At 70.5% G+C, this 25,803-nt stretch carries 27 protein-coding genes; 16 read left to right on the forward strand and 11 right to left on the reverse strand.

What is annotated here, in order from left to right:
* Nucleotides 1–31: 31 nt before the first annotated feature.
* Nucleotides 32–1,003 (reverse strand): hypothetical protein, encoded by a 972-nt coding sequence (locus ACPYN4_RS00135; RefSeq protein ID WP_424445318.1) that lies wholly within the window; start codon nucleotides 1,001–1,003, stop codon nucleotides 32–34.
* Nucleotides 1,004–1,290: 287 nt separating this feature from the next.
* On the opposite strand from ACPYN4_RS00135, the gene ACPYN4_RS00140 reads away from it, so the two are divergent.
* From ACPYN4_RS00140 to ACPYN4_RS00175, 8 genes are all read left to right on the forward strand, one after another.
* Nucleotides 1,291–1,977: a DsbA family protein gene (locus tag ACPYN4_RS00140; protein ID WP_424445319.1), complete on the forward strand. Its 687-nt coding sequence runs from the start codon at nucleotides 1,291–1,293 to the stop codon at nucleotides 1,975–1,977.
* A 144-nt stretch (nucleotides 1,978–2,121) separates the two neighbouring features.
* On the forward strand, nucleotides 2,122–2,343 hold the full coding sequence (gene infA / locus ACPYN4_RS00145; RefSeq protein WP_017201569.1) for a translation initiation factor IF-1: 222 nt from the start codon (nucleotides 2,122–2,124) through the stop codon (nucleotides 2,341–2,343).
* A 62-nt stretch (nucleotides 2,344–2,405) separates the two neighbouring features.
* On the forward strand, nucleotides 2,406–2,522 hold the full coding sequence (rpmJ, locus tag ACPYN4_RS00150) for a 50S ribosomal protein L36 (RefSeq protein ID WP_005050492.1): 117 nt from the start codon (nucleotides 2,406–2,408) through the stop codon (nucleotides 2,520–2,522).
* A 224-nt stretch (nucleotides 2,523–2,746) separates the two neighbouring features.
* Nucleotides 2,747–3,121, forward strand: coding sequence for a 30S ribosomal protein S13 (gene rpsM, locus ACPYN4_RS00155; protein WP_239281803.1), 375 nt, complete (start codon nucleotides 2,747–2,749; stop codon nucleotides 3,119–3,121).
* Nucleotides 3,122–3,161: 40 nt separating this feature from the next.
* Entirely contained in the window at nucleotides 3,162–3,560 is a 399-nt protein-coding gene (gene rpsK, locus ACPYN4_RS00160; protein ID WP_005050490.1) for a 30S ribosomal protein S11, read from the forward strand.
* A 116-nt stretch (nucleotides 3,561–3,676) separates the two neighbouring features.
* Complete coding sequence (locus tag ACPYN4_RS00165; protein WP_076691629.1) at nucleotides 3,677–4,666, forward strand: DNA-directed RNA polymerase subunit alpha; 990 nt, start codon at nucleotides 3,677–3,679, stop codon at nucleotides 4,664–4,666.
* Nucleotides 4,667–4,713: 47 nt separating this feature from the next.
* Complete coding sequence (rplQ, locus tag ACPYN4_RS00170; protein WP_424445320.1) at nucleotides 4,714–5,322, forward strand: 50S ribosomal protein L17; 609 nt, start codon at nucleotides 4,714–4,716, stop codon at nucleotides 5,320–5,322.
* 133 nt (nucleotides 5,323–5,455) lie between these two features.
* On the forward strand, nucleotides 5,456–6,538 hold the full coding sequence (locus tag ACPYN4_RS00175) for a GNAT family N-acetyltransferase (protein ID WP_424445321.1): 1,083 nt from the start codon (nucleotides 5,456–5,458) through the stop codon (nucleotides 6,536–6,538).
* A 15-nt stretch (nucleotides 6,539–6,553) separates the two neighbouring features.
* On the opposite strand, the gene ACPYN4_RS00180 is transcribed toward ACPYN4_RS00175, so the two are convergent.
* Nucleotides 6,554–8,557, reverse strand: coding sequence for an acyltransferase family protein (locus ACPYN4_RS00180; protein WP_424445322.1), 2,004 nt, complete (start codon nucleotides 8,555–8,557; stop codon nucleotides 6,554–6,556).
* A 123-nt stretch (nucleotides 8,558–8,680) separates the two neighbouring features.
* Here ACPYN4_RS00180 and ACPYN4_RS00185 point away from each other — a divergent pair, with 123 nt between their 5' ends.
* From ACPYN4_RS00185 to ACPYN4_RS00195, 3 genes are all read left to right on the forward strand, one after another.
* A complete protein-coding gene (locus tag ACPYN4_RS00185) occupies nucleotides 8,681–9,571 on the forward strand; it encodes a carbohydrate kinase family protein (RefSeq protein WP_424445323.1) in 891 nt (296 codons plus the stop codon).
* 79 nt (nucleotides 9,572–9,650) lie between these two features.
* On the forward strand, nucleotides 9,651–10,487 hold the full coding sequence (gene truA / locus ACPYN4_RS00190) for a tRNA pseudouridine(38-40) synthase TruA (RefSeq protein ID WP_424445324.1): 837 nt from the start codon (nucleotides 9,651–9,653) through the stop codon (nucleotides 10,485–10,487).
* Between the two features lie 74 nt (nucleotides 10,488–10,561).
* Nucleotides 10,562–11,248, forward strand: coding sequence for an endonuclease/exonuclease/phosphatase family protein (locus ACPYN4_RS00195; RefSeq protein WP_424445325.1), 687 nt, complete (start codon nucleotides 10,562–10,564; stop codon nucleotides 11,246–11,248).
* Between the two features lie 11 nt (nucleotides 11,249–11,259).
* On the opposite strand, the gene ACPYN4_RS00200 is transcribed toward ACPYN4_RS00195, so the two are convergent.
* Genes ACPYN4_RS00200 through ACPYN4_RS00210 form a run of 3 tightly spaced genes read right to left on the reverse strand, consistent with a single transcriptional unit; the run spans nucleotide 11,260 to nucleotide 14,758 of the window.
* Nucleotides 11,260–12,387, reverse strand: a complete 1,128-nt coding sequence (locus ACPYN4_RS00200) for a hypothetical protein (protein WP_424445326.1) — start codon at nucleotides 12,385–12,387, stop codon at nucleotides 11,260–11,262.
* Nucleotides 12,384–13,997 carry a sensor histidine kinase gene (locus tag ACPYN4_RS00205; protein WP_424445327.1) on the reverse strand — a complete coding sequence of 538 codons (1,614 nt, stop codon included), beginning with the start codon at nucleotides 13,995–13,997 and terminating at the stop codon, nucleotides 12,384–12,386. Before ACPYN4_RS00205 ends, ACPYN4_RS00200 begins: the two co-directional genes overlap by 4 nt.
* Nucleotides 13,994–14,758: a response regulator transcription factor gene (locus tag ACPYN4_RS00210; RefSeq protein WP_239282388.1), complete on the reverse strand. Its 765-nt coding sequence runs from the start codon at nucleotides 14,756–14,758 to the stop codon at nucleotides 13,994–13,996. The genes ACPYN4_RS00205 and ACPYN4_RS00210 overlap by 4 nt, the downstream gene beginning before the upstream one ends.
* 185 nt (nucleotides 14,759–14,943) lie before the next feature.
* Here ACPYN4_RS00210 and ACPYN4_RS00215 point away from each other — a divergent pair, with 185 nt between their 5' ends.
* Nucleotides 14,944–15,210, forward strand: a complete 267-nt coding sequence (locus tag ACPYN4_RS00215; RefSeq protein WP_281653653.1) for a hypothetical protein — start codon at nucleotides 14,944–14,946, stop codon at nucleotides 15,208–15,210.
* A 79-nt stretch (nucleotides 15,211–15,289) separates the two neighbouring features.
* Nucleotides 15,290–16,132, forward strand: coding sequence for a universal stress protein (locus tag ACPYN4_RS00220; RefSeq protein ID WP_281653654.1), 843 nt, complete (start codon nucleotides 15,290–15,292; stop codon nucleotides 16,130–16,132).
* 9 nt (nucleotides 16,133–16,141) lie between these two features.
* Here the strand turns inward: ACPYN4_RS00220 and ACPYN4_RS00225 are convergent, their stop codons facing one another.
* The 6 genes from ACPYN4_RS00225 to ACPYN4_RS00250 form a co-directional block, all read right to left on the reverse strand.
* Nucleotides 16,142–16,984, reverse strand: a complete 843-nt coding sequence (locus tag ACPYN4_RS00225; RefSeq protein ID WP_287271351.1) for a hypothetical protein — start codon at nucleotides 16,982–16,984, stop codon at nucleotides 16,142–16,144.
* Nucleotides 16,985–17,064: 80 nt separating this feature from the next.
* Nucleotides 17,065–17,766, reverse strand: coding sequence for a peptidase M23 (locus ACPYN4_RS00230; protein WP_287271352.1), 702 nt, complete (start codon nucleotides 17,764–17,766; stop codon nucleotides 17,065–17,067).
* Nucleotides 17,767–17,989: 223 nt separating this feature from the next.
* Nucleotides 17,990–19,324, reverse strand: coding sequence for an HNH endonuclease (locus ACPYN4_RS00235; RefSeq protein WP_287271354.1), 1,335 nt, complete (start codon nucleotides 19,322–19,324; stop codon nucleotides 17,990–17,992).
* A gap of 262 nt (nucleotides 19,325–19,586) precedes the next feature.
* Nucleotides 19,587–21,509 (reverse strand): hypothetical protein, encoded by a 1,923-nt coding sequence (locus tag ACPYN4_RS00240; protein ID WP_424445328.1) that lies wholly within the window; start codon nucleotides 21,507–21,509, stop codon nucleotides 19,587–19,589.
* A 109-nt stretch (nucleotides 21,510–21,618) separates the two neighbouring features.
* On the reverse strand, nucleotides 21,619–23,025 hold the full coding sequence (locus tag ACPYN4_RS00245) for a UDP-glucose dehydrogenase family protein (RefSeq protein WP_424445329.1): 1,407 nt from the start codon (nucleotides 23,023–23,025) through the stop codon (nucleotides 21,619–21,621).
* 120 nt (nucleotides 23,026–23,145) lie between these two features.
* Nucleotides 23,146–23,481 carry a hypothetical protein gene (locus ACPYN4_RS00250; protein ID WP_424445330.1) on the reverse strand — a complete coding sequence of 112 codons (336 nt, stop codon included), beginning with the start codon at nucleotides 23,479–23,481 and terminating at the stop codon, nucleotides 23,146–23,148.
* A gap of 223 nt (nucleotides 23,482–23,704) precedes the next feature.
* On the opposite strand from ACPYN4_RS00250, the gene ACPYN4_RS00255 reads away from it, so the two are divergent.
* The 3 genes from ACPYN4_RS00255 to rplM all read left to right on the forward strand — a co-directional run bounded on the left by ACPYN4_RS00255 (nucleotide 23,705) and on the right by rplM (nucleotide 25,778).
* A complete protein-coding gene (locus ACPYN4_RS00255) occupies nucleotides 23,705–24,082 on the forward strand; it encodes an LPXTG cell wall anchor domain-containing protein (protein WP_424445331.1) in 378 nt (125 codons plus the stop codon).
* Between the two features lie 125 nt (nucleotides 24,083–24,207).
* Nucleotides 24,208–24,831, forward strand: coding sequence for a CPBP family intramembrane glutamic endopeptidase (locus tag ACPYN4_RS00260; protein ID WP_315549278.1), 624 nt, complete (start codon nucleotides 24,208–24,210; stop codon nucleotides 24,829–24,831).
* A 500-nt stretch (nucleotides 24,832–25,331) separates the two neighbouring features.
* Entirely contained in the window at nucleotides 25,332–25,778 is a 447-nt protein-coding gene (rplM, locus tag ACPYN4_RS00265) for a 50S ribosomal protein L13 (protein ID WP_076691601.1), read from the forward strand.
* Nucleotides 25,779–25,803: the final 25 nt, after the last annotated feature.

Genomic DNA, 25,803 nt, shown 5'->3' on the forward strand with positions numbered 1-25,803 from the left:
CCACAGATCTGCCGTTTCGCCGGGCGGCGCGCTACAGCGTGCGCGGGCTGCGGCGCAGCGTGGCGAGCATGGCGGGCTGCTCCGGGTGGCACGGGCGGAGCCCCGTCGCCTGCAGCGCACGCACCAGCGGCGTCACCTTCGTTGCGCCGGCGCCATCCCATCGCCCGAACGGATGACCGTGGCGGCGCAGGCGATCCTCGCGCGTCTTCTCGTTGCGGAGGTGCGCTTCGGCGCGCGCGGGATCATCGAGGTCGTACTTGCCCCACCCGTCGGCTTCGCACAGGGCCCGGTTGGAAGGGAACCCGAAGTCCGTGCGGTCGGTGTGGCCTTCGTAGTGGAAGACCGGCTGTTGCACCGGTTCTTCGAATCCGGTCCATTCGATGACAGCGCGGCTGACGACTTCGGCCGGTGACTCCGCGACGCCGTTCACGCGGTCCCACACCCAGCGGAGGCGGGCGCGCCCCCGGGAGTTGATCTGACCGGCGGCGCGGTCGCGGAGCTGCTCCAGGCGGAGAACACCGCCCTGCACGGGGGACACCGCGGCATCCGCCACGGTCAGCGCCTGCGCCGGCGGCAGCACGCGCGCCAGGTCGACGACCGTGTCGACCATGCTCGTCACGAGAATGCCCCCGACAGTGACGACGTCGCGGGCATCGGCGCTGGCGTGCACGACGACGTCGCCGAAACGCGTCGACTTCGTCGCGCTGGGATCGTAGACGTGGATGTCGCGAGCCTCACCGAACAGCGGGATGCCGTGGATCACCGCGGCGGACTCGAGGCACAAGATCGCGTCCGGGCAGATGCGCAAGTAAGCGTGGACGCGGGCGGCGTAGCGCTCCCACGGAGCCAGCGACTGCCAGTGCGCGAGCGACGTCCACACGCCGGCGCGCACCCGATGGTGCGTGCGATGCGTGGGCCGTATGCCCGCAGCCGCGGCATCGCGCGCCGTGAGCAGCGTCGTGGGCGTGATGAGCTGAGCGCGATCGCGGAGCAGAAGGGGCATGCCGCCAGTGTGGATATCCGACGCGCGCCGTGGGGCGGGTCACAGCGCAACCGTGGACAACTTCGCCACCTCGGGCGTTGTGGAGGAGGCGATGCTCCGGCGCGAGACGGCGCATCTGTGGCGAGACGGGGTGTGTCGTATGCCGTCTCGCCACGAATGTGCCGTCTCGCGAGAATCCGTACCGCGCGGGCGGGCGCGGGGGAAGGGCTCACGGGGAATGCATAGGCGCGGATGGGGGAAGATAGAAGATGGCGCGGGCGGATGCCGGGGCCAGAGAGGCGCGGGCAATGGCACAGGCAGCGGCGGGCAAGACGAACTGGTTCGCGATCTGGGTGAGCGTGGCGGTCGTCGTCGTCATCGCCCTCGTGATCGGACTCGTGGTCTGGATGAACAACGCCGCGACCGACCCAGGGACAGCGCCCAGCGGCTCGGGCATCGACCAGGAGACGGGCGCCGTCGTCGTCGGCGCTGGCGATCAGACCTTGGACCTCTACCTCGACTTCATGTGCCCGATCTGCGGTCAGTTCGAGGACGCGTACGGCGAAGAGATCCTCGATCTGGTCAATGACGGAACGATCACGCTCAACATCCACCCGATCGCCATCCTCGACCGCTACTCGCAGGGCACCGAGTTCTCCACGCGTGCCGCGAACGCGATGTACTGCGTCGCCGAGGCGGATCCGGATGCCGCGGTGCCCTTCATGCAGGCCATGTTCGCGAAGCAGCCCGAAGAGAACTCCACCGGCCTCACCGACGCGGAGATCATCGAGATCGCCGCCAGCGTCGGCGTCACGGGCATCGACTCGTGCGTCACCGACGGCACGTACACACAGTTCGTCAGCGCGATGACGCAGAAGACGCCCGTGCAGCCGGGGTCCAGCGGCATCGGCACGCCGACCCTCGCCGTCAACGGCGAGGTCATCGCGAACTCGACGATCCCCGCGCAGGGCCAGTTCGCGACGCTCTTCCAGTAAGAACGAGGGCGGATGCCGGCGGTTTGCCGGACGCGCACCTATCACGTACACTAGATCTTTGGTGCCTTGCGCCTTCATTGGCGTGTCGCCGCACCACAACCCATCCACCGCAGACCGACCGGTCTGCCGAGCGTAAGCGAGCGTATGGCGAAGAAAGACGGAGTCATCGAGATCGAGGGCGTGATCTCCGAGGCGCTGCCCAACGCGATGTTCCGCGTTGAGCTGAGCAACGGACACAAGGTCCTCGCGACGATCTCCGGCAAGATGCGGCAGAACTACATCCGCATCATCCCCGAGGACCGTGTCGTCGTGGAGCTCTCGCCCTACGACCTCACCCGGGGTCGCATCGTCTACCGCTACCGCTGAGACCGGTCGAGAAGTAACACCCCAGGCTTCGGCCTGCCCGGTGAAGACAGCGAAAGAACATCATGAAGGTCAACCCCTCCGTCAAGCCCATCTGCGACCACTGCAAGGTCATCCGCCGCCACGGCCGCGTGATGGTCATCTGCAAGTCCAACCCGCGCCACAAGCAGCGCCAGGGTTGATTCGGGTCGGATCAATGCGAGCGTCAGCGAGCGTTGATGCGATCCCGAATCAAGGTTGAGCGAGCGAAGCGAGTCGAAACCTCGCGAGCGAGCCGAAACCTCCGCAAGCCCACAACTCAATACATACAGGCAGGATCAGATCCCACTGCGGTGGGGGACACCCCGGGTGGAGGCCCGGGCACCGATCCTGCTCCACACCTCCACGTACTCCTAGGAGAAACCGCATGGCACGTCTTGCCGGCGTTGACATCCCGCGCGACAAGCGCGTGGTGATCGCCCTCACCTACATCTACGGCATCGGCCGTACCCGTTCGGTCGAGATCCTCAAGGCCACCGAGATCGACGAGTCGATCCGCGTCAAGGACCTCTCGGACGACCAGCTGGTCGCGCTGCGCGACTACATCGAAGGCAACTACAAGGTGGAGGGTGACCTGCGCCGCGAGGTCGCCGCCGACATCCGCCGCAAGGTCGAGATCGGCTCGTACGAAGGTCTGCGCCACCGCCGCGGCCTTCCGGTGCGCGGTCAGCGCACGAAGACCAACGCGCGTACCCGCAAGGGCCCCAAGCGCACCGTCGCCGGCAAGAAGAAGGCGCGCTAAGGCGCGGCCCCCGGGTTCACAGGTTTAGGAGAACAGACTCATGGCACAGGCCAAGACCGCCGCGCGCAAGCCGCGCCGCAAGGAGAAGAAGAACATCGCGCTGGGCCAGGCCCACATCAAGTCGACGTTCAACAACACGATCGTCTCGATCACCGACCCGTCGGGCGCCGTCATCAGCTGGGCGTCCTCGGGTGGCGTGGGCTTCAAGGGCTCGCGCAAGTCGACGCCGTACGCCGCCGGCATGGCGGCCGAGTCGGCCGCCCGTCAGGCCGCCGAGCACGGCGTCAAGAAGGTCGACGTCTTCGTGAAGGGTCCGGGCTCGGGCCGCGAGACCGCGATCCGTTCGCTGCAGGCCGCCGGCCTCGAGGTGGGTTCGATCTCGGACGTCACCCCGCAGGCGCACAACGGCTGCCGTCCCCCCAAGCGCCGCCGCGTCTGATCCCGCCGACGGATGCCGCGTGTCGCGGCATCCGTCCGGTTCGTCTTTACACAACTCAAAATCTCTTGCTAATCGCACGTGTCATATAGCGGGCACGTGACGGAAAGGAACACATAGTGCTCATTGCACAGCGTCCCACTCTGACCGAGGAGAAGATCGGCGAATTCCGCAGCCGGTTCATCATCGAGCCGCTGGAGCCCGGCTTCGGCTACACGATCGGCAACGCCCTGCGGCGCAGCCTGCTCTCCTCGATCCCGGGAGCGGCGGTCACCAGCATCCGCATCGACGGCGTGCTGCACGAGTTCAGCACCATCCCGGGCGTGAAGGAGGATGTCACCGAGATCATCCTCAACATCAAGCAGCTCGTGGTCTCGTCCGAGCGCGACGAGCCCATCACGGCGTACCTGCGCAAGACCGGCGCCGGTGAGGTCACCGCCGCCGACATCTCCGCTCCCGCCGGTGTCGAGGTACACAACCCCGAGCTCGTCATCGCGACGCTCAACGACGCGGCCCGCTTCGAGCTGGAGCTCACGATCGAGCGCGGCCGCGGCTACGTCTCGGCCACGCAGAACCGCAACGAGTACGCCGAGGCCGGTCAGATCCCGGTCGACTCGATCTACTCGCCCGTGCTGAAGGTGTCGTACCGGGTCGACGCGACGCGTGCCGGTGAGCGCACCGACTTCGACAAGCTCGTGCTCGACGTCGAGGCCAAGCCCTCGATCACCCCGCGCGACGCTGTCGCGTCGGCCGGTCGCACGCTGACCGAGCTGTTCGGTCTCGCCCGTGAGCTGAACGTCGAGGCCGAGGGTATCGAGATCGGCCCCGCGCCGGTCGCCGAGGTCGTCTCGGGCGAGCTGTCGATGCCCATCGAGGACCTCGACCTGTCGGTCCGTTCGTACAACTGCCTCAAGCGCGAGGGCATCAACACGGTGTCCGAGCTCGTCGCCCTGAGCGAGACGCAGCTGATGAACATCCGCAACTTCGGTCAGAAGTCGGTCGACGAGGTGCGCGACAAGCTCATCTCGCTGGGCCTGTCGCTGAAGGACTCGGTCCCCGGGTTCGACGGCGCCCACTTCTACGGCGGCTACGACGACGAGACCATCTGATCCGGTTCGCGCCGGTTCTGTGACACTTTCCACCTGGAGTAACTGATATGCCCAAGCCCACCAAGGGTCCCCGCCTCGGAGGCGGCCCCGCCCACGAGCGCCTGCTGCTCGCGAACCTCGCCGCGGCGCTGTTCACGCACCGCTCGATCACGACGACCGAGACCAAGGCCAAGCGCCTGCGTCCGCTCGCCGAGCGCCTCATCACCTTCGCCAAGCGCGGCGACCTGCACGCCCGTCGCCGGGTGCTGTCGGTCATCGGTGACAAGGAAGTCGTGCACGTCCTGTTCGCGGAGATCGCGCCGCTGGTCGCCGAGCGTGAGGGTGGCTACACCCGCATCACGAAGGTCGGCAACCGCAAGGGCGACAACGCGCCCATGGCTGTCATCGAGCTCGTCCTCGAGCCGGTGAACCCGAAGCCGAAGAGCGCGAAGCGCCGTCCTGAGCCTGTCGAAGGGAAGTCGGCTCCGGCCGCCGCGGCGGCTCCCGCCGCGGACGAGGCCGAGGAGAAGGCCACCGAGGCCGTCACCGAGGCCGACGAGACTCAGGATGCTGCCGACGAGGTCGCCGCTGCGGACTCCGGTGCCGAGGCCGGCGCCGAGTCGCAGGAGGAGGGCGCGGCCGCCGAGGCTGCGGCCGAGGACGCCGTCGAGAAGTAAGGCACCCGCCGAACGCGAAAGGCCCGCACCGCGCTGTCATCGACAGCGAGGGCGGGCCTTTCGCATGCCCGGGCGGGGGCTACCCGGCGCCGGGCGGGCGATCCGCGCGCGGCGACCCAGCTACAGTGGCGAGGTGACTGAGACGAGCCTGATCGAGCGGATCGCCATGGCGCGAGGGGCGGATGCCGCGGGAAACGCGACCGGAGAACTTCCGCTTCTTCCTCCCACCAGCGACGTGCCGGTGTGGCGGATGGCGACGCCCGACGATGTCGACGCGATCCACAGCGTGCTCGCCGCCGCCGACCGCGTCGACCACCCGACGTGGACGACGCCGCGGGAAGAGGTCGCCGACACGTTCGACCTGCCGCACATCGACCACACCCGCGACACGATCATCGGGTTCGGCGTCGACGGCGAGCCGGTCGCGTTCGGGAGCGCGTTCCTGCATCCGTCCCGCCAGGGCACACTCACCGTAAACCTCGGCGGCGCGGTCGTGCCGGCGTTGCGGCGGCACGGCATCGGCGCGGGGATCTACGGCTGGCAGCTGTCGCGCGCGCTGCAGCAGCTCGCGGAGGCGGCGAGTGCGGTGGCCGACACGGCCGACACGACGTGGTCGGCCGAGGTGAAGTCGTATGCCGAGGAGACGGACCTCGGCAGCCGGCGCATCGCGGAGGGGCTCGGCTTCCGCGCGGAGCGCTGGTTCTCGTCCATGGTGCGGGATCAGTCCGAGCCGGTCGGTGCCCTGACCCCGCCCGCGGGGATGAGCGTCGTGCCGTACACGCATGATCGTGACGATGACGCCCGGCAGGCGCGCAACGACGCGTTCCGTGACCACTGGGGGAGCCTCGACAGCCAGCCGGAGACCTGGGCGAAGTTCGTCGGCGGCGAGTTCTTCCGCCCCGACCTGTCGCGGCTCGTGGTCGACGCGGACGGGGCGATCGCGGCGTTCTGCCTCGTCTCGGTCAACGAGGACGACTGGGCGACGCTCGGCGCCTCCCACGCGTACATCGATCTCATCGGCGTCGTACGAGAGCACCGCCGGCGAGGGCTCGCTCCGCTCGTGATCTCGGGCGCGCTGCAGGCGATCGCTGACGCCGGGCTGGCGAAGGCCGTGCTCGACGTGGACACCGCGAGCCCCACGGGAGCGAACACGCTCTACGAGCGGCTGGGCTTCGTCGCGACGGAGCGGTCGGTGGCTCTCGTGAAGAAGATCTGACGCGAACCGGAAGGGTCAGCCCGCAGCGCGCAGCGCCTCATCGGCCGCCCAGCGGATGAGCTCGACCTGGTATCGGACCTCGGCGCGCTGATTGGCGACGCCGTCGATCGCGGCGGCGACGGTGTCGGCGTAGACGCCACCGCCCTGAGGGCCGGGGTGGATGCGGTCGCCGGCGAGCATGTCGGGGTGCGGGGCGATGGCCTGTGCCCAGTCCGCGACGACGACACCGGGGTGGGTGGCGGCGAAGGCGGCGAGGTCGCTGTTGACGCCGGCGATCCAGTCGCGCGGCGCTGCGGCGTTCACGAACACGAGCGTGCGGTCGCGGCCGATCGCGTCGTAGATCTGCTGCAGCGCCTGCGCATCGACGGGGCCGTTCGTCCCGAGGCCCACGACGACGTACTCCCGCAGTGCACCCTGCGCCGCGAGCTGCTGGACGATCGTGTCGCCCGCCCACATCGACCGCGACACCTCGGCATCGATCTGGACGCCGGGCAGGCGGGCGAGGAGCCCGGCGGCGGAGGCGAGCATGACGGAGTCGCCGACCGCCGTGACACGGGTGCCGTCGACGGCAGCGGGTGCGGGGGGACGTGGCCGGCCGTCCGCGCCGGTAGCGCTCCGATTGTCCGCGCCGTCACCGCTCAGGCGGTCCGGGTCGGCAGCATCCGTGGCGGCCGCGTCGGGGGCCGCGGTGACGGGGGCATCCGGAGCCGGCGTGGCGTCGCTGCCGCCCTCCCCCATCGGAGGCGCCGGGGCGACGGATGCCGCGGTCAGCGCCTGACGGCCGGCTTCGACGACGGCCTCGCTCGAGGAGACGGCCGGTGCGGCGGCGACCGCGGCGGTGGTCCCGCCCACGACGAGCAGGCCCGCGGTGAGCGAGGCGATCGCGCCGAAACGGCGCACCGGCGTGGAGCCCAGCCGGGCCATGACCGCGCGCCCGGCGCCGGCGAAGCCGAGCCGGCGGATGGGCTGCTCCAGCATCCGGTACGACACGGCGGACAGCGCGAGGGTGAGCACGCCCGCGGCGAGACCCGCGGCCACGGGGATCGCGGTGTCGACGAACGCGCCGGTGGCCGCGAGCGTCACCAGCACGACGAGCGGCCGGTGCCACAGGTAGATGCCGTACGACCGTTCGCCGATCCAGCGCAGCGGCGCGACGTCCAGGGCGCGGCCGAGCCACGCGCCAGGCGCGGTCGCCGCGGCGATGACGACCGCGGTGAGGAGCGACGCCGCCAGCGGAACGGCGGGGTACAGGTCCGCGCCACCGGGGACCGACGCGACCGCGACGAGGGCGACGAGCGCCAGGGCGCCGGCCACCGGCATCCCGACCCGGGTCCATCCCGTCGCGCGGCGCCGTCCTCCCGCGCCCGCGCCCATGCCGAAGGCGAGGGCCACGCCGATCAGCAGGCCGAAGGCGTGCGTGTCGGTGCCGTAGTACGCCCGCGTCAGCGCGTCGCCCGCGACGGCGAAGCCCCAGAGGGCGGATGCCGCGGCCAGCGCGAGAGCGACCAGGGCGCGCAGCCAAGGCCTCCGCACGAGGAGGAGCACGGGCAGCAGCAGCGGCCAGAGGACGTAGAACTGCTCCTCGACGGCGAGTGACCAGAGGTTGCGCAGCAGCTCGGGCTCGGCGCTGCCGAAGTAGCTGGCGCCTGCGCCGATCGAGGTCCAGTTGTAGGAGAAGGTCGCCGCGCCGAGCACCTGTCGGCCGAGGCCCACGAGCACGTCGCCGCCGATCACCCACGCGAGCGTGGCGCTCACCGTCACCACGAGGGCGAGCGCGGGCAGCAGCCGCCGCGCGCGGCGGGTCCAGAACGCGCGTAGCGCGATGCGCCCCGTGGCCGCGCGCTCCCGCAGCAGGAGCGACGTGATGAGGAACCCGGAGATGACGAAGAAGACGTCGACGCCCACGAAGCCGCTGTGCAGGAACCACGCCGGAAACAGGTGGTAGAGCACGACGAGCAGCACGGCGACGGCGCGCAGGCCGTCGAGCCCGGCGTAACGGGGCGCGGTGGGTGTCGTCATAACCAGGAAGGGGGAGAAAGCGGCGGGCTGCGGAGGGGCATCGCGAGCGGTGCGCGTCGGGGTTCCAGTGTACGTATCGCACCTGGGAGTGGTCTCCCCGTCGGCGTGCGGCAGACTGACCTCATGGACACTGCGCTCGTGATCGGTGAGGCCCTGATCGACATCGTCGTCCGCCCCGACGGCGACCAGGAGCTGGTGGGCGGCAGCCCCGCCAACGTCGCGGTCGGGCTCGCCCGTCAAGGGCACGACGTCCGGCTGCTGACACGCTTGGGCCGCGACGCGCGCGGTGAGCGCATCGCCGCCCAGGTGCGGGCGTCGGGGGCGGCGATCGACGACGCGTCGTGGACGGATGCCGCGACCTCCACCGCCCGCGCGCGCCTGCGCGCCGACGGCTCGGCGGAGTACGACTTCGCGATCGACTGGGCCGTGCCCGTGCCCCCGCTCGACGGGGTGAGGGCGGTGCACACCGGCTCGATCGCGCTGTTCCTCGAGCCCGGCGGCGCCGCCGTGCGCGACACCCTCCGGGCTGCCGCCGGTCGCGCGCTCGTCACCCTCGATCCGAACATCCGCCCGGCGCTCGTCGGCGAGCGCGCGGGGGCGCGAGACCGGTTCGCGGATGCCGCGGCATCCGCCGACCTCGTCAAGCTCAGCGACGAGGACGCGGCGTGGCTGTATCCGGGTCTCGGCGACACCGAGGTGCTCGAGCAGATCGCGGCGTACGGGCCGCGCGTGGTGGTCATGACGCGCGGCGGCGCCGGGGCGATCGGGCTCGGGCCCGGTGGTGTCGCCGAGGTTTCCGCGCTGGCGGTGTCGGTGGCCGACACGATCGGCGCCGGTGACGCCTACATGGCGAGTCTCATCTCCAGCGCGCTCGACGACGCGGCCGTGTTCGACGATCCCGCACTGTTCCGATCGGCGCTGCAGCGGGCCGCCGTCACGGCGGGGATCACGGTGTCGCGCTCCGGGGCGAACCCGCCCACGCGCGCCGAGGTCGACGCCGCGCTGTCGGCCTGACGCCCGGGGCCCGGGAACCCGGACCGGTGGGCAGTCTCGCCTGACGCCCGGCGGGAGAGCGCGACGCTACGCTGGGTGCGTGCGGCTGCGCCTGGATCTCGCCTATGACGGCACCGGTTTCCGCGGGTGGGCGCGTCAGCCTGAACTGCGGACGGTGCAGGGCACCCTGGAGGCCGCGATCTCCCGGATCCTCGGCGGGGAGGCGCAACTCGTCGTCGCGGGGCGGACGGATGCCGGGGTACACGCCTCCGGCCAGGTCGCGCACCTCGATCTCACCGAGGCGCAGCAGCGGCGGCTCGCGGCCAGCCGCGCGGGCACGCCCGAGGCGCTCGCCGCCCGGCTCAACGGCGTGCTCGGCCAGTATCCCGACATCGCGGTGCACCGCACCGCCATCGCGGCACCCGGGTTCGACGCGCGGTTCTCGGCGGTCTGGCGGCGCTACGAGTACCGCATCGCCGACCGCGTGGCCGGCTACGACCCGCTCGAGCGCCACCGGACCACGACCGTGAACGCGCGACTGGACGAGCAGGCGATGGATGCCGCGGCGCGCTCGCTCATCGGCCTCCACGACTTCGCGGCCTACTGCAAGTGGCGCGAGGGCGCGACGACCATCCGCACCCTGCTGGATTTCGGGTGGCGGCGCGATGACCGCGGCATCCTCATCGCCCAGGTGAAGGCCGACGCGTTCTGCCACAGCATGGTGCGCGCGCTGGTGGGCGCGTGCGCGGCGGTGGGGGAGGGAAAGCTCGACGTCGAGGACGTCGCCGACATCCGCGACAAGGGCGCGCGCACGCCGGACGTGAAGGTCCTCGCCGCGCGCGGACTGACCCTGACGGAGGTGGGGTATCCCGCGGATGAGCTCCTGGAGAGCCGCGCCGAGCAGACGCGGGCCGTGCGCCGGCTCGACGAGGACTGAGCGGATGCCGCGCGGCGGCACCCGCCGCGAAGCTCGAGCGGATTCAAAGCACCGGAGCCTAGGCTGATCGCACGATGAAGCTGATCTCGTACAACCTCAACAAGCACAAGGCGGCGGGTGAGCTCGAGGACCTCGTGGAGTCCACCGGCGCCGACGTGCTGTGCCTGCAGGAGGCCGTGACCGGAGACCTGCCCGCCGCGATCTCCGGGCTGCAGCTGGCCGAAGCGACGGCCCGCAACCGGCTGGGACTGGCCGTCTACCACCGGCGCAACACGTACGAAGCGCTCGAGGTGCGCTCGCTCGCGCTGAAGAAGTCGCTGCACGACATGGTCCTCAAGCCGGCGGAGGAGCGGATGCTGGCGGTGCGGCTGCGTGACATCGATCGCGGCCGCGAGGTGATCGTGGCGAGCTTCCACGCGGCGCCGCTGACGGCGCTCAACTCTCTGCGGCGCAAGCAGATCGAGGCGGCGCTCGGTGAGCTGTCGACGCTGGGCGACAAGCTGCCGATCCTCATGGTCGGCGACTACAACTATCCGGTGTTCAAGGAGAACCTGGGACAGAAGGTCCGCGAGGCCGGCTACGAGCTGACGCTCAGCGATGCCCGCACCTACACGCGTTACAAGTTCTTCAAGGGCCACTACGACTTCGCCACGAGCGTCGGCTTCGACATCGACGCCATCACGACGCTGCCGCAGGGGCGCAGCGACCACCTGCCGATCCTCGTGACCGCGGCGCCGCGCGCCGCGACCGCGTCGGCCTGATCCGCGCCTGGTCAGACGGTCGCGGCGGTCGCTCGGTGCCACTGGTCGCCGCCGGCGGCCTCGGCCTCGGCAGCGGCGTCGCCGGCGACCCGGACCAGGGTGTCGAGGTCGTACCCGGCGACTTCGACCTGCGCCCAGCCGACGCTCGCCGACAGGCGCACGGCCAAGGGGCCGTCGGCTCCCGACTCGGCCACCTGCTCCAGAAGGTTCGCGAGGATCTGGCGCACGGCGCCGACCGGACGCGGCAGCAGAACGACCAGCTCGGTCGCGCCACGCTGCTCGATGTCGCTCTCCGCCGGTAGTGCCTGGCGCACGGCCGCCGTGAACTGCTCGGCCATGTGCTCGAAGGCACTGGTGCTCGAGGCGTCGCGGAGCGACTCGGGGTCATCCAATCGCACGACCAGAACGGACCACCATCGGTCGCCCAGCGCCTCGGCGCGCGCCAGCCGGTCGCGGGCAACGGTCTGGAAGGACGAGCCCTCGAGAGTGCCGGGCGCCGGCGTGTCGCGGCGCGTGAGCAGCAGCAGCGTCACCACCGCCGTCACCAGGAACAACAGCGACCCCAGCATGGTGAGGTTCCGTGTCGTCGACAGCACCTGGCCGGCATCCTGACCCGTCGTCAGACGCACGACCTCGTGCGCCAGCCCGAGTGCCGCGAACAGGACGAACAGCGCTGACATCAACGCCAGAGGCAGGATCTCGTCACGCAGCAATGGTCCGAGTCGAACGAGTTCGGCGATCGTGAGCGCGGAGAACACTCCGGCCGCGAGGAAGACGGCGCGAACCGCCGTGAGGAACACGCTCGTCTCGGCGAGCGCGGCGAGCAGAGGGGGAGCGCCGAGCGCGAAGGCGATCACGGGCCACCAGCGCCACCCCGGCGCACCGCGACGCGCGCACAGTCCGATCCACACCACGCCGACCATGGCGACCATGAACCCGGATGCGGTCGCCCGAAGCACGGCGGAATCGGAGACGTCGGCGGCGGCCCAGAGGTACGAGCTCACCATGGATCCGCAGAATGCCAGCGACCAGATCGCGGCGGACGGGCTCGGGCGCGGCAAGAACCCCAGCCCGATATAGAGCAGGGTGGTCAGCGTCGAGAGGGCGACGAGCGCGGCGCCCAGCCCGGCGGGAATCATGTCGGCATCCCTTCGACGGTAGCCGGTTGCGGTCGCTGCAGGGTGATCGTGACGCGTGTGCCGCGTCCGGGCGCACTTTCCACCTCCAATCCGCCGGAATGCTGCTCCACGATTTCACTGACGATCGCCATCCCGATCCCCGCACCGGCGATCCCCGACGCGTGGGCTGCCTCGCTGCGGTAGCCGTGCTCGTGCATCCGATCCCGGTCCAGCGGTGCCATGCCGATACCGGTGTCCGCGACCACGACGCTCGTCCGTGACGAGGTGTGGGCGGCCGAGACGTGCACGACGCCGCCGCGATGGGTGTACTTGATGGCGTTGCCGACGATGTTGTCGATCGCCTGGCGCAACCGGAAGGCATCTCCCCACACGGGGCGGAGGTCGCGGAGGTCGTGGCTGAGCAGGATCTGCCCCGCGACCGCGGTCGGTCCGAACGCGACCAGTGAGGCTTCGACCACCGCGGCCACGTCCACCACGGTGAAGGGCTCGTTGGTGAGGCTCACTCCCTCGAGCACCGAGGTCACCAGCCGTTCCATGCGCCGGCCGGCGTGGTCGATGACGGCGAGCTGCCGCTGCACACCCGTCGGCAGGTCTTCGCGCTCCAGCAGCAGATCGGTGTGACCGAGGATCGCCGTCAGCGGGTTGCGCAGCTCGTGCGAGACGACGGTGCTGACACTCTCACGCTCACGCTCGGCGGCGACCGTGTCGCTGACGTCGTGGATGATCACGATGTTCGAGGGGCGATCGACGACATCGGCGGCGATCGGGCGCATGGTCACGTTGAGCGCGCGCCAGGCGCCTCGTGCATCGAACATCCACACCCGACGATCGCTGCAGTGCTCACCGGCGGCCGCGCGGGCGAGGAAGGTGTCGGCGAGGGCGACGGGTTCGCCACGGTAGTCGCGGTACTCGACGGCGCCGGTGCCGGAGAACTCGGTAAGGGATGCCGAACCGAACAGGTCCAGGAAGGCCCGGTTCGCATCCAGCAGCGTGCCGTCTGCGTCGATGCGCGCGATGCCGATGTCGAGAGAGTCCGTCAGGATCGCGGTGCGGCGGGCGTGCTGTTCAGCCCGGCGGCGGGTGCGATCGAGCTGGGCGAACTGTCGTCGCAGCAGGTGACGGAACGCGCGGGCGCGTCGAGCGCCCACATTGATGGTCACTCCCATGAAGCCGAGGCACAGCATCACGATCACCGCGCGCTGCACCAGCGTCGGCTGCATTGCCCCGACGAAAGCGTCCACTGCCAGGAACAGGCCGATCAATCCGAGTGCCGTGGCGAGCATCGGCAGCCGATAGTAGGTTGCGATCCAGGCGATCGGGAACACCCACAGCAACCAGGTTCGCGTCTGATCTCCCGAGGACATCATCCCGATCGCGACGATCGCCGCCAGGGGGAGCGCGGCCACTGCGTGGCGCGGAACGTGGTCCCATGGCACGAGCAGTGCGCCCATGGTCACGGCGGCGATGGCCACGACGCCGCCGAGGAACGTGATCGAGGTCAGTCGCGGCGGGTCGAGCACGGCGATCGTCGCCGTCACCGTGACCGTCGCCGCGGCGAGGATCAGCTGCCACCGCCAGATCGATCGCGTGCGGACGGATGCGGGGCTCATCGCGCGGCGGTGCTGCCAGGCACGAGTGCCCGGTAGCCGACCGCGCGCAGGGTTTCGATGTAGCGAGGCTCGGCGGCGCTGTCGCCGAGCTTGCGGCGCAGATTCGTCATGTGCGTCTCGATCGCGCGCTCGTCCGCATCCGACACGCGCCCCGGTCCTCCGGGGCCGTCGCGAAGAGCGCCCACGAGGTCAGCCTTGCTGCGGACCTCGGGTGCCGCTTCGAGGAGCGTCGCGAGCAACTCGAACTCGGTGCGCGTCAGTGTGATCGGTGCGCCGTTCACACTGACGGCGTGCGTGCCGCGATGCACCTCCAGGCCGTTGGCGCCCAGCAGCACGCCGGGCGCAGCCACCGGTGCGGGGGCCGGCGAATCGGTGGGAGCCGAGCGTCGCCGCTTCTGCGCCGCGAGGACGCGGGCGCGCAACTCGCGCGCCCGGAACGGCTTGGTGACGACGTCGTCGGCGCCGACGCTGAACCCGAGGATGGCGTCCGCCTCGTCGGTCAGTGCCGTGATCAACAGGATGTAGGTGTCGCTGCGCTCACGGATGCGGCGCGCCGTCTCGTAGCCGTCGATGCCGGGCATGTTGACATCGAGGGTCGTGATGTCCGGGTTGTGGGCGAAGACCGCCTCGACGCCCTCGTAGCCGTTCTCCGCCGCGATCACCGAGAAGCCGGCGCTGGAGAGCACCTGGACGAGGAGGTCCCGCACGTCGGGGTCGTCGTCGATGACGACGGCGGTGTGCGCCGACGCGTGATCGCTCATACCCGATCTCCCGCTCATGTGATGGATAGCTCGATTGTGCCAGAACGGTCGGGGTCGCCTATGCCGTAAACTCTGCGCCGGCTCAGCGCTGACTCAATGCTGACTCAAATCTCGGCTCCGGCCCCGCCACCGTCACCGTCGCGGTCACGACATAGACTGACCGGCACAGGCCGGGAGGGGCGGATATGGGCAAGCGGGTGGCGATCGTGGGCGTGATCGCGGCATTGGCGATTGGCCTCACCGGCTGCGGGGCGCCGCCCTGGACGGACCCGACCGCATCGCCCGATGCCACCGCGACGGCGACGACCCCGCCGACCCCGGTGCCGAACGACCTGTCGACGGGCTCCACGCAGCGCTCCCTCACCGCGGGTGCGGTCGCCGCGACGGTAGACTACTGGTCGGATCTCACGATGGACAAGTGGACGGCCTCGGCGCTCCCCCCCCGGGTTTGACACGGCCCGTGCGCTCGCCGCGCGCGGGCGGCCGGCGTAGCGTGAGAGGACAGGAACTCCCGACGAAGGGATGGGACTCATGAACAGCACGATCATCGTCGGCGTGACCGGTGCGCCGGTGGCCACTCGGGCCGTGGACTGGGCGATCGAGCGGGCCGCGGCGAGCGGGCAGCGGCTGGAGTTGTGGGCCGTGGTGGGCGGCGCGATCGGCACGGTGGGGGAGCACGCCGTCGTCGAAGAGGCGCGGGCGGCAGCGCAGCAGCTGCTCGACGGGCACGCCGACCGGGCGCGGCAGCGCGGCATCGACGTGTCGACGCGGGTGGATGCCGGGAACCCCGTCGCCCGGCTGATCGACGCCTCCGAGCAGGCGGCGCTGCTGGTGATCGGCAGCGACTACCGGGGTCCGGGGGACGGCCCGGCGCGGGGCGCCCACGGCATCCGTCTGGCGGCCGGTGCGAAGTGCCCCGTCGTGGTCGTCCCCGATTTCGCGATCGCCGGCCGGTCGGGGGTCGTGGTGGGGCTCGACGGCTCGCCGGTGTCGGAGCATGCGCTGCGGTTCGCCGCCGCCGAAGCCGACCGGCTGGGCGAGAAGCTCATCGCCGTCAGCGTGTGGACGCCGGTGGAGGCGCCGCGCAACGGCCTGGCGGTGTACCCGGAGCTGTACCTCAGCAACATGCAGGCCGCGACGGAGGAGGTGCTCGCGCTCGCCGTGGCGGGTCTCGCGTCGGATTATCCCGACCTCGAGGTGGAGCGGATCGTGGAGCGCGGGTATCCGTCGCACGTGATCAATGCGCGGGCGCAGGAGGCCCGGCTCGCCGTCGTCGGCACCCACGGGCGCGGGGCGCTGGCACGGTTCCTGCTCGGCTCGATCAGCCAAGAAGTGCTGGCGCGGCTCGCGACGGTCACCGCTGTCGTGCGCTGAGCGGCGCTCTCATCGCAGCGAAGGGTTGGGCTCCGACCACTTCTCGATGCCCTGCACGATCCAGAACGCGCTGAACAGCACGAGCGCGGCGGCCTCGGCGACGAGCACGAGGGGGATGCCGAGGGTGTCGGCCTGGGGCAGGAACGCGATGTACGCGGCGAGCACGGCGACGAGCAGCACCGCGATGGCGATGTAGAGCGCGCGGAACACGCGGGCGGGCGGGTCGCTGCGGCGCGGGAACGCGGCGAGCACGGCGACGAGGGCGAACAGTGCGAAGAACGCGATGGTCGCGACGAAGTGGCCCTGCGCGAGCACCCAGTCGCGGGCGAACGCCCAGGAAAGTCCGACGGCGGCGAGCACGCCGATGGCGACCCCGCCGCTGATGGCGAAGGAGGCGACCGGCACCTGGCGCAGGATCACGAGCAGCGCCGCGACGATGACGACGACCGTGCCGGTGATGAGGTAGGTGGCGATGCCGTTCGCGGCATCCGCTTCGAACGCCGGCGGGAAGCAGCGGAAACGGCACGGCAGGTCGATGTCCGCGATGGTTCCGGGCGCGAGGGTCGTGGGGATGAGGGCGATCAGTGGGGCGAACAGCGCGGCCGCGTCGAGCAATCCGCGCTCGAGGCCGCGGCCAGACAGAGCGAGCAGGGCGAAGCCGACGGCGATGAGTGCGCCGACGAAGGGCGTGCGCGCCGACGTGTAGTAGTAGTCGCTGAGCGAGGTGAGCCAGCCGACGGATGCCGCCGCCACCCCCACCGACGCGAAGATGACGACGACCATGCCCGCGATGCCGATGCGCAGGTAGCGGTACGTGCGCTGCAGCGAGGTCGAGGGGTCGAGCGTGGACATGCCTTCACGGTAGCCGCCGTCGCCGACGGGCACCCCGTCATCTCGCCGCGGGCGCCCACCCGAATGGTGCGCCGTGGACGTCACCCGTCGCGGTCGGCGTCGCTGCGGTCGGCGTCCAGCGCCGCGATCAGGGCGACCGCGCGCGGCCAGTACGGGGCGTAGTGGTCGGGATCGCGGTTGATCTGCGTGCGATGCGCGACCTCGGTGGGTTCGAGGCCGTCGCGGTCGGGAACGCGTGCGACCATCGCGCGGTAGAAGAGGACAGCGGCGGTGTACGGGTCGAGGCGCTCGTCGCGGGTGCCCCAGCCGTCCTGCTGCTGGAAGAGCCCGATCGAGGTGGTGCGGGTGCCGTCGGGGTTGGTGACGCCGCTCGTCTCCCAGTCGCCGTAGTCGAGGTTGCGGAGCGACGATTCGCCCATCGCGGTCATGACGGCGATGGTCTGGTCGCGCGCGGAGAGGCCGAGATCCCGGCCGGCGCTCACGATGATGGCGGCGTTGTCGCGCTGCTCCTGGGTGTACTCGGCGGATGCCGGGGCGTCGCCCTCCGGCGACCACGGGCCGCCCGGGACGAACCCGGCGAAGATCGCGATCACCCCGGCGATGACCAGCGCGAGTGCGATCGTCGGCAGCGCGATGATCGCCGTGCGACGCCACGCTCTGCGCCGTGCCCGCGCGCGCCGGGCGGCCGCCGCACGTCGAGCGGATGCCGTGCGTCGCGCCGCCGCGCTGCCGCGCGTCCGAGACGGCGGGCGCCGTGAGCGTGCAGGTGCCGATCGCGCCATGCCGGGCATTGTGTCACCCGCGCCTGGACGGCGCCTCCGCGCGCCCGCACGCCGTCGCCTCCGCCCGCGCCTCAGCATCCGCGCGCCTCCGCGCACCCGCGCGCTATGTCGCCCCGACGACCCGGCATCCGCCCATCGCCCGCACCTCAGCATCCGCCCCAGCATCCACGCCCCAGCATCCACGCGCCCGCGCACACCCCGGCATCCGCCCCCGCCCTCGCGATCAGGCGGCGATGCTGCAGCGTTGGCGTGCGCCGGGACGTGGCGTGCGATCCCGGTCTATCCAGGGTGGCGGGATGAACCAGACGCGGGCGTCGATCCCGACTCCGTCGACCTCGATCTCCCAGCCGTCGTCGTGCAGGCGATGGTGACACGCGACGCACAGGAGCACTCCGTTGGAAAGGTCGGTTCGGCCTCCGTGTCGTTTCCACCAGCGGATGTGGTGCACTTCGGTCCACGACGGGGGCGCCCCGCAGCAGGCGCAGCCCTGGTCGCGCAGGGCGATGGCGAGTTTCTGCGCCCGGGTGAATCCCCGCTTGTCACGCCCCCAGTCGAGCACCGCGCTGTCGCTGCCGAGCACCGCCGGGATCACCTGCAGATCGCACGCGAGCCGCCGCACCGCACCGGCCGGAATCGGCTGGTCGATGCCGTCGATCGTGACCGCCCCGATCTCGGTGCGCAGCTGGTCGAGCGTCATCTGCACGATGACGGTCGTCGTCGGCCCGGTGGGCAGCTCTTCGCACCCGATCGCGTGCCGGCAGATCGCCACGAGCGCGTCGGCCCGCATCTGCTTGATCGAGCGCTGGTCGCGCGTCGCATCGTCGGCGTCGTGGTTGCGCCGGAGCGTCTGGCTCACGATCCCCTCGATCGCCGCCTTGATCGGAGCACCCGATTCCACGTCGACCTCGCCCGAGAACCGCAGGCGGCCGTCGCGCTCGATGATGTCGAGATGGCGCTCGGCGCGCGCCTCCTCGTGCCGCGGCTCGACGCCGTCGGGATCGAGGAACGCTTCGGTGCGCGCGATCAGCCGCGCCAGCTCATCGGCACGCAGTCCGGGCGCGAGGGCGACGAGCTTGCGCTCGGCCTCGTCGCGGTCGGCGAGTGCGGTGCGCGGCGCGACCCGGTCGAGGAGCGACACGATGGCGGATGCCGCGGTCACCCCCAGCCCGCCCGAGGTCACACCGTCGGCGACGTGCGGATGCTTCGCCGGCAGGCTCTCGCCGGTCAGCGACATCCGCGGCGCCGTGGCCTCGCCGACCTGGACGAGCTTCATCGCCTCGCCGACCGTCGACCCGGTCGTCGCCTGGATGAGGGCGACCGGCGAGCGGAAGCCCTGCTTCTTCGCGAGCGAGTCCTTGCCGAGTTCGACACGGGACTGCCGCGCGATCTCGGCGGCCACGGGCGTGAAGGCGGCGTCGACCTGCCGTTTGAGCGCTCCGAACGCGTTGTTCACGGCGACGAGCTCGGCCGGCGTCAGCACCTCAGGAGAGCGCCCACCACCGGCGGCAGCCAGCGCGTCGAGCGCCGCCGCGATGCCGTCGAGCCGGGTGTTGTCCATACCTTCGACTGTAGAACAGAGCTCCGACACTCGTGGAAGTTATCCACAGGTGAAGAAGGGACCTTCAGTCAGTGCGCCGAAGTGACTTTCATCAAGTGTGCCGACAACTCATCGGCATCCCGAACGCTGGTGGGGACCGTCGCCACGTAGAGGAGTCCATCGGATCCGAGTGGGGTGTACGAGGGAAACTGCTCCGCAATGGTCCCGGATGCAGGGGTGGTTCTTCGGGTGCGTTGCTTGCGACGAGCCTGAGACGGAGTAGTCACTGGGGCAACCCTTCCTTGATGGTCCTAGCGTAACGCAGTCCTCTGCCTGCGAACAGTAGGGCACTCGCGCACAGGTGCGTCAGGGTGAGGAACAGCAGTATCGCCCATTCCGGATGCTGCAGCACCACGATCCCGTCGATCAGTGTCCAAGGCGCCAACGCGGCGCCGCTGAGCGTGAGGGCGCTGATCGTGACCACGGCGGCGACGTCGATCGACAGCCATACGATGAGCGCGAACGCGGATGCCGACATGAAGCGCATGGCCTCGGCGTTGAGGCGTGACAGGAGCCAGCCGGTGAGAAGCGCCGGAGCGGCGAGGACGAGCGTGGTCCAGGCCGACTGTGCACCCGAGACGGCCGGGAAGAGGACGGGATGGAAGTAGGCGATCGTCCAGGTGAGGAGAAAAATCCAGAGTGACAGGGCGAACGTCGCTCCGATGAGCCCGGGGGGACGCTCCCGCATGCGGATGTTCAGTTTCGGCGTCTCCGCGACCGAGGCGCCTCCGTCGTGTCGGCGGACCCAGTCGCCGAAAGAGCGGATGTGGACGTGGGCGTGCGCATCTCCCCGCAACGGCGCGACGTGGACGAGTTCGGTGTCGCTCGGGGTGTCGCCTTCGTCGCCGGCGAAGACGACCGCTGCTTCTTCGAAGTAGGTAGACGATTCGGTGCGGATGTCGAGGTGGTAGGTGTCGGCTTCGGCGGCGCGGCGCAGGTCGACGCTGAAGTCCGATCGCCCGATACCCACGAAGCGGCGAGCCCACGAGATGGCCTTTCCGTATGGTTCGTCGTAGGCCACCGAGATCTTGTGCGTTGCGGCGCATCCATCCTCGACGACCGCGATCACCACGTCAGCGGCCATCGCGATGTCGATGAGTGAGCGAATCCACGTGAGAAGGGTTCGATGCCGAGGAAGGGATCGACGCGTCCGGGGATGTCGCGTCGCCGCCTTCAGCGCGCTGAGTACCGCCACCCGCTCGGCCTCGACGGAGGGCAGGTCGGCGACGATCAGCGGTGCTGCTGCCCTCACGCATTCGTCCATGTCGCTTCGCGAGGCGAGGCCGTCGGCAACAGCGGCGTCGGCGAGGTGGTCCAGGGCGCGGAGGACGACACCCCGTCCGATGTTCATCGGCAGCGTGCGGCCGGGCTTGTCGTCGATCGTGACGGTCATCGAGCCGACGAGACTGCCCTTGGGCACGTGCAGCACGGGGACGAGCACCAGATCCTTCATGGGCTCCGTCCCGTCGACCGTGCGCGTCAGCGTCACCGCGGCATGCTCGTCTTGGAGGCTTCGCCGTTCGCTCACCCGGGTGAACACGGATGCCGGGGCGACGACGGCGCGCGCCAGAAGCATGATGGCGCCCTGCGCGGCGGGGTCGTGGTCACTGGCTGATCGGAGGCCGTGCCAGAGTCGGGAGGCCTTGGATGCCGAAGGGTCGCGCGTGCTGATGATCTGGGCCACGCGTTCGGTGGCGGCGCTCGTCGCGACGCCCACACGGCGCTGCAGCAGCGCGTGCAGCTCGGCGTCCTTGCGGCGCTGCGCGTCGGGGTCGGAGAGTTGCGCGAGCTCGTTCTTGAGCGCAGACTCCCGGTCTCGGCGCTCGGTCACGACCGACACGTCGCCCGCGCCGAGCCTCTTGTCGGTGATTGCGACGCGGCCGATCGCGGCGATGAGGATGATCACGGCCAGTACGACGATCCAACTCGATGGCGCGTCCACCTCGATGACGGAGTGCACAGTCGCCGTGGCGGATGGCAGCGGTGTCGCGACTGCGACGCCGGGCGCTAACCGCGGAGGGTTGTCCGCGGCGACCCGTGCCGCGAACCCGATGGCGAGGAGTGTAAGAGGAATGACCGCAGCGGTGGTGCAGAAGACGCGCGCCCCTTTGCGGTGGATGCGCAGCCACCTGCGTATGCGTCCCATTGCGTCGCCTCCCCTCGGACGGCATCGTTTGGGTGAAGCATATTGCCGTCGCCGGACACGCTCCGGGCCGGATCGGGCGTCAACTCGTGCCGCTGAGGCACACCACCCGCTACGGCCGCCCCATCCCCAGATAGGTCCACCCCTCGGCGCGCCAGGCGGCGGGGTCGAGGCCGTTGCGGCCGTCGACGATCACACGGCCGGCGGTGAGCGTGGACGCGTGGGAGGGTGCGAGTTCGCGGCGGTATTCGTCCCACTCGGTGACGAGTACGAGCGCGTCGGCGTCGCGGATCGCTTCGTCGCGATCGGCGACGTAGGTCAGTTGCGGGTGCGCGCGGCGGGCGTTGTCGATGGCTTCGGGGTCGGTGACGGTGACCTGCGCGCCGAGCCCGTGCAGACGGACGGCGACGTCGAGCGCGGGGGAGTCGCGGATGTCGTCGGAGTAGGGCTTGAACGCGGCGCCGAGCACAGTGACCTTCTTCTGGAACACCTGTCCGCCGAGGGCATCGACGACGAGCTGCACGGCTCGATCGCGACGGCGCAGGTTGATCTCGTCGACTTCGCGCAGGAACGCGACCGATTCGCCGCGACCGAGTTCCTCGGCACGGGCGCTGAAGGCGCGGATGTCTTTGGGCAGGCATCCGCCGCCGAACCCGATGCCCGCACCCAGGAAGCGGCGTCCGATCCGCACGTCGTGCCCGATCGCGTCGGCGAGCTGGGTGACGTCGGCGCCGGTGACCTCGGCGATCTCGGCCATCGCATTGATGAAGCTGATCTTGGTCGCGAGAAACGCGTTGGCCGCGACCTTCACGAGCTCCGCCGTCGCGAGGTCGGTGACGATGAACGGCGTGCCCTTCGCGACGGCCGGTGCGTACACCTCACGAAGAACGGATGCCGCGTCCACCTCCCCGGTCGCCCCGCGAGCGAGGGACGAGCGAGACGAAACGCCCCCACCGCCCGCGTCCCCCTCTCCGGTCGTTGAGCGAGCGAAGCGAGACGAAACGCCCACACCCCCCGCGACCCCGACCACCAGCCGGTCCGGGTCGATGGTGTCCTGCACCGCAAACCCCTCGCGCAGGAACTCCGGGTTCCACACGAGCGTCGCCCCTGCCGCCTCGATCCGCGGCGCGAGCTCGGCGGCGGTGCCGACCGGCACAGTCGACTTGCCGGCGACGATGTCGCCCGGCGACAGGTAGGGCAGGAGAGCGTCGACCGCAGCGTTCACGTAGGTGAGGTCGGCGGCGTAGCCGTCCTTCTGCTGCGGGGTGCCGACGCCGATGAAGTGCACCTTGGCTCCGGATGCCGCGGACATGTCGGTCGTGAAGGTCAGCCGCCCCGACGCGATGCCCTCGGCGAGGATCTCAGGCAGCCCCGGCTCGAAGAACGGTGCCTCCCCCTTGGAGAGGGCCTCGATCTTGCGCGCGTCGACGTCGATGCCGACGACCTCGTGTCCGATGGACGCCATAGCCGCCGCGTGGACAGCCCCCAGATACCCGCAGCCGATGACAGACAGACGCATACGGCCGAGCCTACCGGCGCCCCACCGCGCCCCCGCCCCGCCCCAACCCCACCCGCGACACCGAACGGCCGCGGCATCCGTCGTCGAGACAGGATGCCGGGGCCGCGGCTCGCGCGAAGCTCAGCCGAGCGCGGGGTACAGCGTCGGTGTGGTGCGGTAGTGCGTCGCCTGCTCGGAGTCGTACGCGAGCCCGAGGAACACGCCCTCCGAGAAGTCACGGCCGAGCCATTCGAGGTTCACCCCGACCGCCGCACCGCCCTGACCCGCGCCCGTCGTACCCATCGGCAGGGTGACGGCCGGCATCCCCGTGTTGGGGCTCAGACGCATATTGGTGCCGATCGTCCCGTACGCGTTCGTCGAGGGGTAGATGATCGCGTCGAGGTCGTTGTCGTCCATCAGCTGCGTGACGAGCGTCTTGCCGGCGGCCAGCTGAGGGTTCTTCCTGCTACCTCTCATTGGAAGCGCAGCTTCCTTCATCGCGATCCCGTTTCTCATTCGTGCTGGCGGACCCGAGGGTTGGGCGGCGGCCTTCGTCGCGGGGGCGCTGCTGTTCGCTGGTGCTACCGCGGCAAGTGCCGACGAGTACAACCCGGGCAACGACCCGGTCGAACTGACCGCTCCGTCGACCTCGGCCACCGCAGGCGCCAGCGTCACGCTGACCGCCACGTTCCAGGACCCCGTGACCGACGAGGCGACCTTCACGGTGACGCCCACGACGGGCGCAACGCTCTCGTCGCTCGTCAAGGCTGCGGCCGCCGGTTCGGTCACCAAGCCGATCGTCAACGGCGTCGCCACCGCCAACTTCACGGCGTCGGCCACCGGCACGTACACCGTCACCGTCACCGACGGCGACGTGAACGACAGCATCACCCTCACCGTGACCGCAGCGTCGACCGGCGGCGGCACGGGTGGCGGCACTGGCGGCGCTGGCTCCACGCTGCCCTCGACCGGTGGCGAGATCCCCGCGGTCGCGCTCTGGATCGGTGCCGGCGCGCTCGGCCTCGGTGGCCTCGCGGTCGTCGCCGCGACGGCTCGCCGCCGCGCTCAGCAGCGCTGAACCACCGCACCACACTGAACGACCTCACGACGACGACCCCGGACTCCGGTCCGGGGTCGTCGTCGTTTCGCCGTCCCCGCCTCGCGCTGGCCATCGCGGCCATCGCCTACGCTGTCGCCCTCGTTGTGGCCTGGCCCGGCGTGCTCCCGGGGTTCGCCGCCCTGCCGGCCTGGGCGGCGACCGCGCTCGACGCGGTCGTGGTGCTCGCACCCCTCGTCGCCGGAGCGCTCGTAGCCGCACGAGCAGCGGGCCCCGCCGTCGCGCGCGCCCTCGGCATCCGTGTCACCCTCATCGACCTCGTGCTCGGCGTTCTCGTCGCGCTCGTCGCGCGCGCCGTCGTCGAGATCGTCACCCCGACCCGGGGGAGCCTGCTGTCCCCGTTCGGCGACACGGATGCCGATCAGCTCGCCGTCTCGATCGTCGCCGTCGTGCTCTTCGCGCCGATCGTCGAGGAGCTGTTCTTCCGCGGCGCCGTGCAGCGCGCCCTCCAGGCGCTGCTCACGCGCCCCGCGCGGCCGCTGCTGCCGAGCCGCGCCGCGGCCGCGGTCGCGATCGGCGTCACGACGATCGCATTCGTCGGGCTTCACGCCGTTCCCTACGGGGGAGCTGTTCCGCTCGGCGCCGTGCTCGCCCCGCTCCTGGTCGGTGTCGGCGCGGGTGTGCTCACCGCGGCCACCGGTCGCATCGCGGCAGGCGTCGTCGCACACGTCCTCTTCAACGCGGCGGGCATCGCACTTCTGCTGGTGTGAGGGCGCGGGATGCCGGTGGGCGGAAGCGGGTCGGGAAACGCCCGGGAAAAGGTGGTCGGAATCGCCCCCACGAACCGGTAGCATTCCTTCAGGCCGCGGTTCAACCGCGACATGCTGCACCGGAGCCCGAACTCCGACGCGCAGCACCACGACCCCCGGATGTGTCCCCCGCACAACCGGCTCGGTGTTCGCCGACCCCCCCGCGTGCGAACACCTCCGGAGGGCTGAAGCACGCTTTCTGCCGGCTTCGGCCCTCCGGCTTTCCGTTGGTGCCTGGCGAGGGCGCCGGGCTGCCGGTTGCGGGTTGCGGGCGCCGGTCCCGGTGAGTTTGGCCGCGGCATCCGGATGACGTAGACTATCCCTTTGGTGCGTCCGCTCCTCGATTCGCTCGGGCCGGACGTGCCGACACCGAACGTGAGCCCTCCACTGGCGTGTTCCGCAGGAACCACCCCGGAGTGGGATTCACGAACCTCTCCGTTCGATCAGAAAGCAGCACTACTGTGACGCGCACCTACACCCCCAAGGCCGGTGAAGTGACCCGTGAGTGGGTCGTCATCGACGCGACCGACGTCGTCCTCGGACGTCTCGCCTCGCACGCCGCCGCGATCCTCCGCGGCAAGCACAAGCCCACCTTCGCGAACCACATCGACACCGGCGACTTCGTCGTCATCGTCAACGCCGAGAAGGTCGCCCTGACCGGTCAGAAGCTCCAGAAGAAGATGGCGTACCGCCACTCCGGCTACCCGGGCGGCCTCACGGCCACCAGCTACGCCGAGCTTCTCGAGAAGAACCCGGTCCGCGCCGTGGAGAAGGCCGTCCGCGGCATGCTCCCCAAGAACAGCCTGGGTCGCCAGCAGCTGTCGAAGCTGAAGGTCTACGCCGGTGCCGAGCACCCGCACGCGGCCCAGCAGCCCACCCCGTACACCTTCGGCCAGGTCGCCCAGTAAGCGCGCCGAGAGATATAAGGACAAC

Source organism: Microbacterium sp. CH-015 (genome assembly GCF_049707015.1).
Lineage (GTDB): Bacteria > Actinomycetota > Actinomycetes > Actinomycetales > Microbacteriaceae > Microbacterium > Microbacterium aurum.

Coding starts and splice junctions, on each gene's coding strand:
- ACPYN4_RS00180 (WP_424445322.1), bottom strand. CDS start 8,557: ATGACGACACCCACCGCGCCCCGTTACGCCGGGCTCGACGGCCTGCGC.
- ACPYN4_RS00140 (WP_424445319.1), top strand. CDS start 1,291: ATGGCACAGGCAGCGGCGGGCAAGACGAACTGGTTCGCGATCTGGGTG.
- rplQ (WP_424445320.1), top strand. CDS start 4,714: ATGCCCAAGCCCACCAAGGGTCCCCGCCTCGGAGGCGGCCCCGCCCAC.
- ACPYN4_RS00205 (WP_424445327.1), bottom strand. CDS start 13,997: ATGAGCCCCGCATCCGTCCGCACGCGATCGATCTGGCGGTGGCAGCTG.
- ACPYN4_RS00230 (WP_287271352.1), bottom strand. CDS start 17,766: ATGGCGCGATCGGCACCTGCACGCTCACGGCGCCCGCCGTCTCGGACG.
- rpmJ (WP_005050492.1), top strand. CDS start 2,406: ATGAAGGTCAACCCCTCCGTCAAGCCCATCTGCGACCACTGCAAGGTC.
- ACPYN4_RS00210 (WP_239282388.1), bottom strand. CDS start 14,758: ATGAGCGATCACGCGTCGGCGCACACCGCCGTCGTCATCGACGACGAC.
- ACPYN4_RS00195 (WP_424445325.1), top strand. CDS start 10,562: ATGAAGCTGATCTCGTACAACCTCAACAAGCACAAGGCGGCGGGTGAG.
- ACPYN4_RS00215 (WP_281653653.1), top strand. CDS start 14,944: ATGGGCAAGCGGGTGGCGATCGTGGGCGTGATCGCGGCATTGGCGATT.
- ACPYN4_RS00240 (WP_424445328.1), bottom strand. CDS start 21,509: ATGGGACGCATACGCAGGTGGCTGCGCATCCACCGCAAAGGGGCGCGC.
- rpsK (WP_005050490.1), top strand. CDS start 3,162: ATGGCACAGGCCAAGACCGCCGCGCGCAAGCCGCGCCGCAAGGAGAAG.
- ACPYN4_RS00225 (WP_287271351.1), bottom strand. CDS start 16,984: ATGTCCACGCTCGACCCCTCGACCTCGCTGCAGCGCACGTACCGCTAC.
- ACPYN4_RS00135 (WP_424445318.1), bottom strand. CDS start 1,003: ATGCCCCTTCTGCTCCGCGATCGCGCTCAGCTCATCACGCCCACGACG.
- ACPYN4_RS00220 (WP_281653654.1), top strand. CDS start 15,290: ATGAACAGCACGATCATCGTCGGCGTGACCGGTGCGCCGGTGGCCACT.
- ACPYN4_RS00185 (WP_424445323.1), top strand. CDS start 8,681: ATGGACACTGCGCTCGTGATCGGTGAGGCCCTGATCGACATCGTCGTC.
- ACPYN4_RS00200 (WP_424445326.1), bottom strand. CDS start 12,387: ATGATTCCCGCCGGGCTGGGCGCCGCGCTCGTCGCCCTCTCGACGCTG.
- ACPYN4_RS00235 (WP_287271354.1), bottom strand. CDS start 19,324: ATGGACAACACCCGGCTCGACGGCATCGCGGCGGCGCTCGACGCGCTG.
- rpsM (WP_239281803.1), top strand. CDS start 2,747: ATGGCACGTCTTGCCGGCGTTGACATCCCGCGCGACAAGCGCGTGGTG.
- ACPYN4_RS00250 (WP_424445330.1), bottom strand. CDS start 23,481: ATGAGAGGTAGCAGGAAGAACCCTCAGCTGGCCGCCGGCAAGACGCTC.
- ACPYN4_RS00245 (WP_424445329.1), bottom strand. CDS start 23,025: ATGCGTCTGTCTGTCATCGGCTGCGGGTATCTGGGGGCTGTCCACGCG.
- infA (WP_017201569.1), top strand. CDS start 2,122: ATGGCGAAGAAAGACGGAGTCATCGAGATCGAGGGCGTGATCTCCGAG.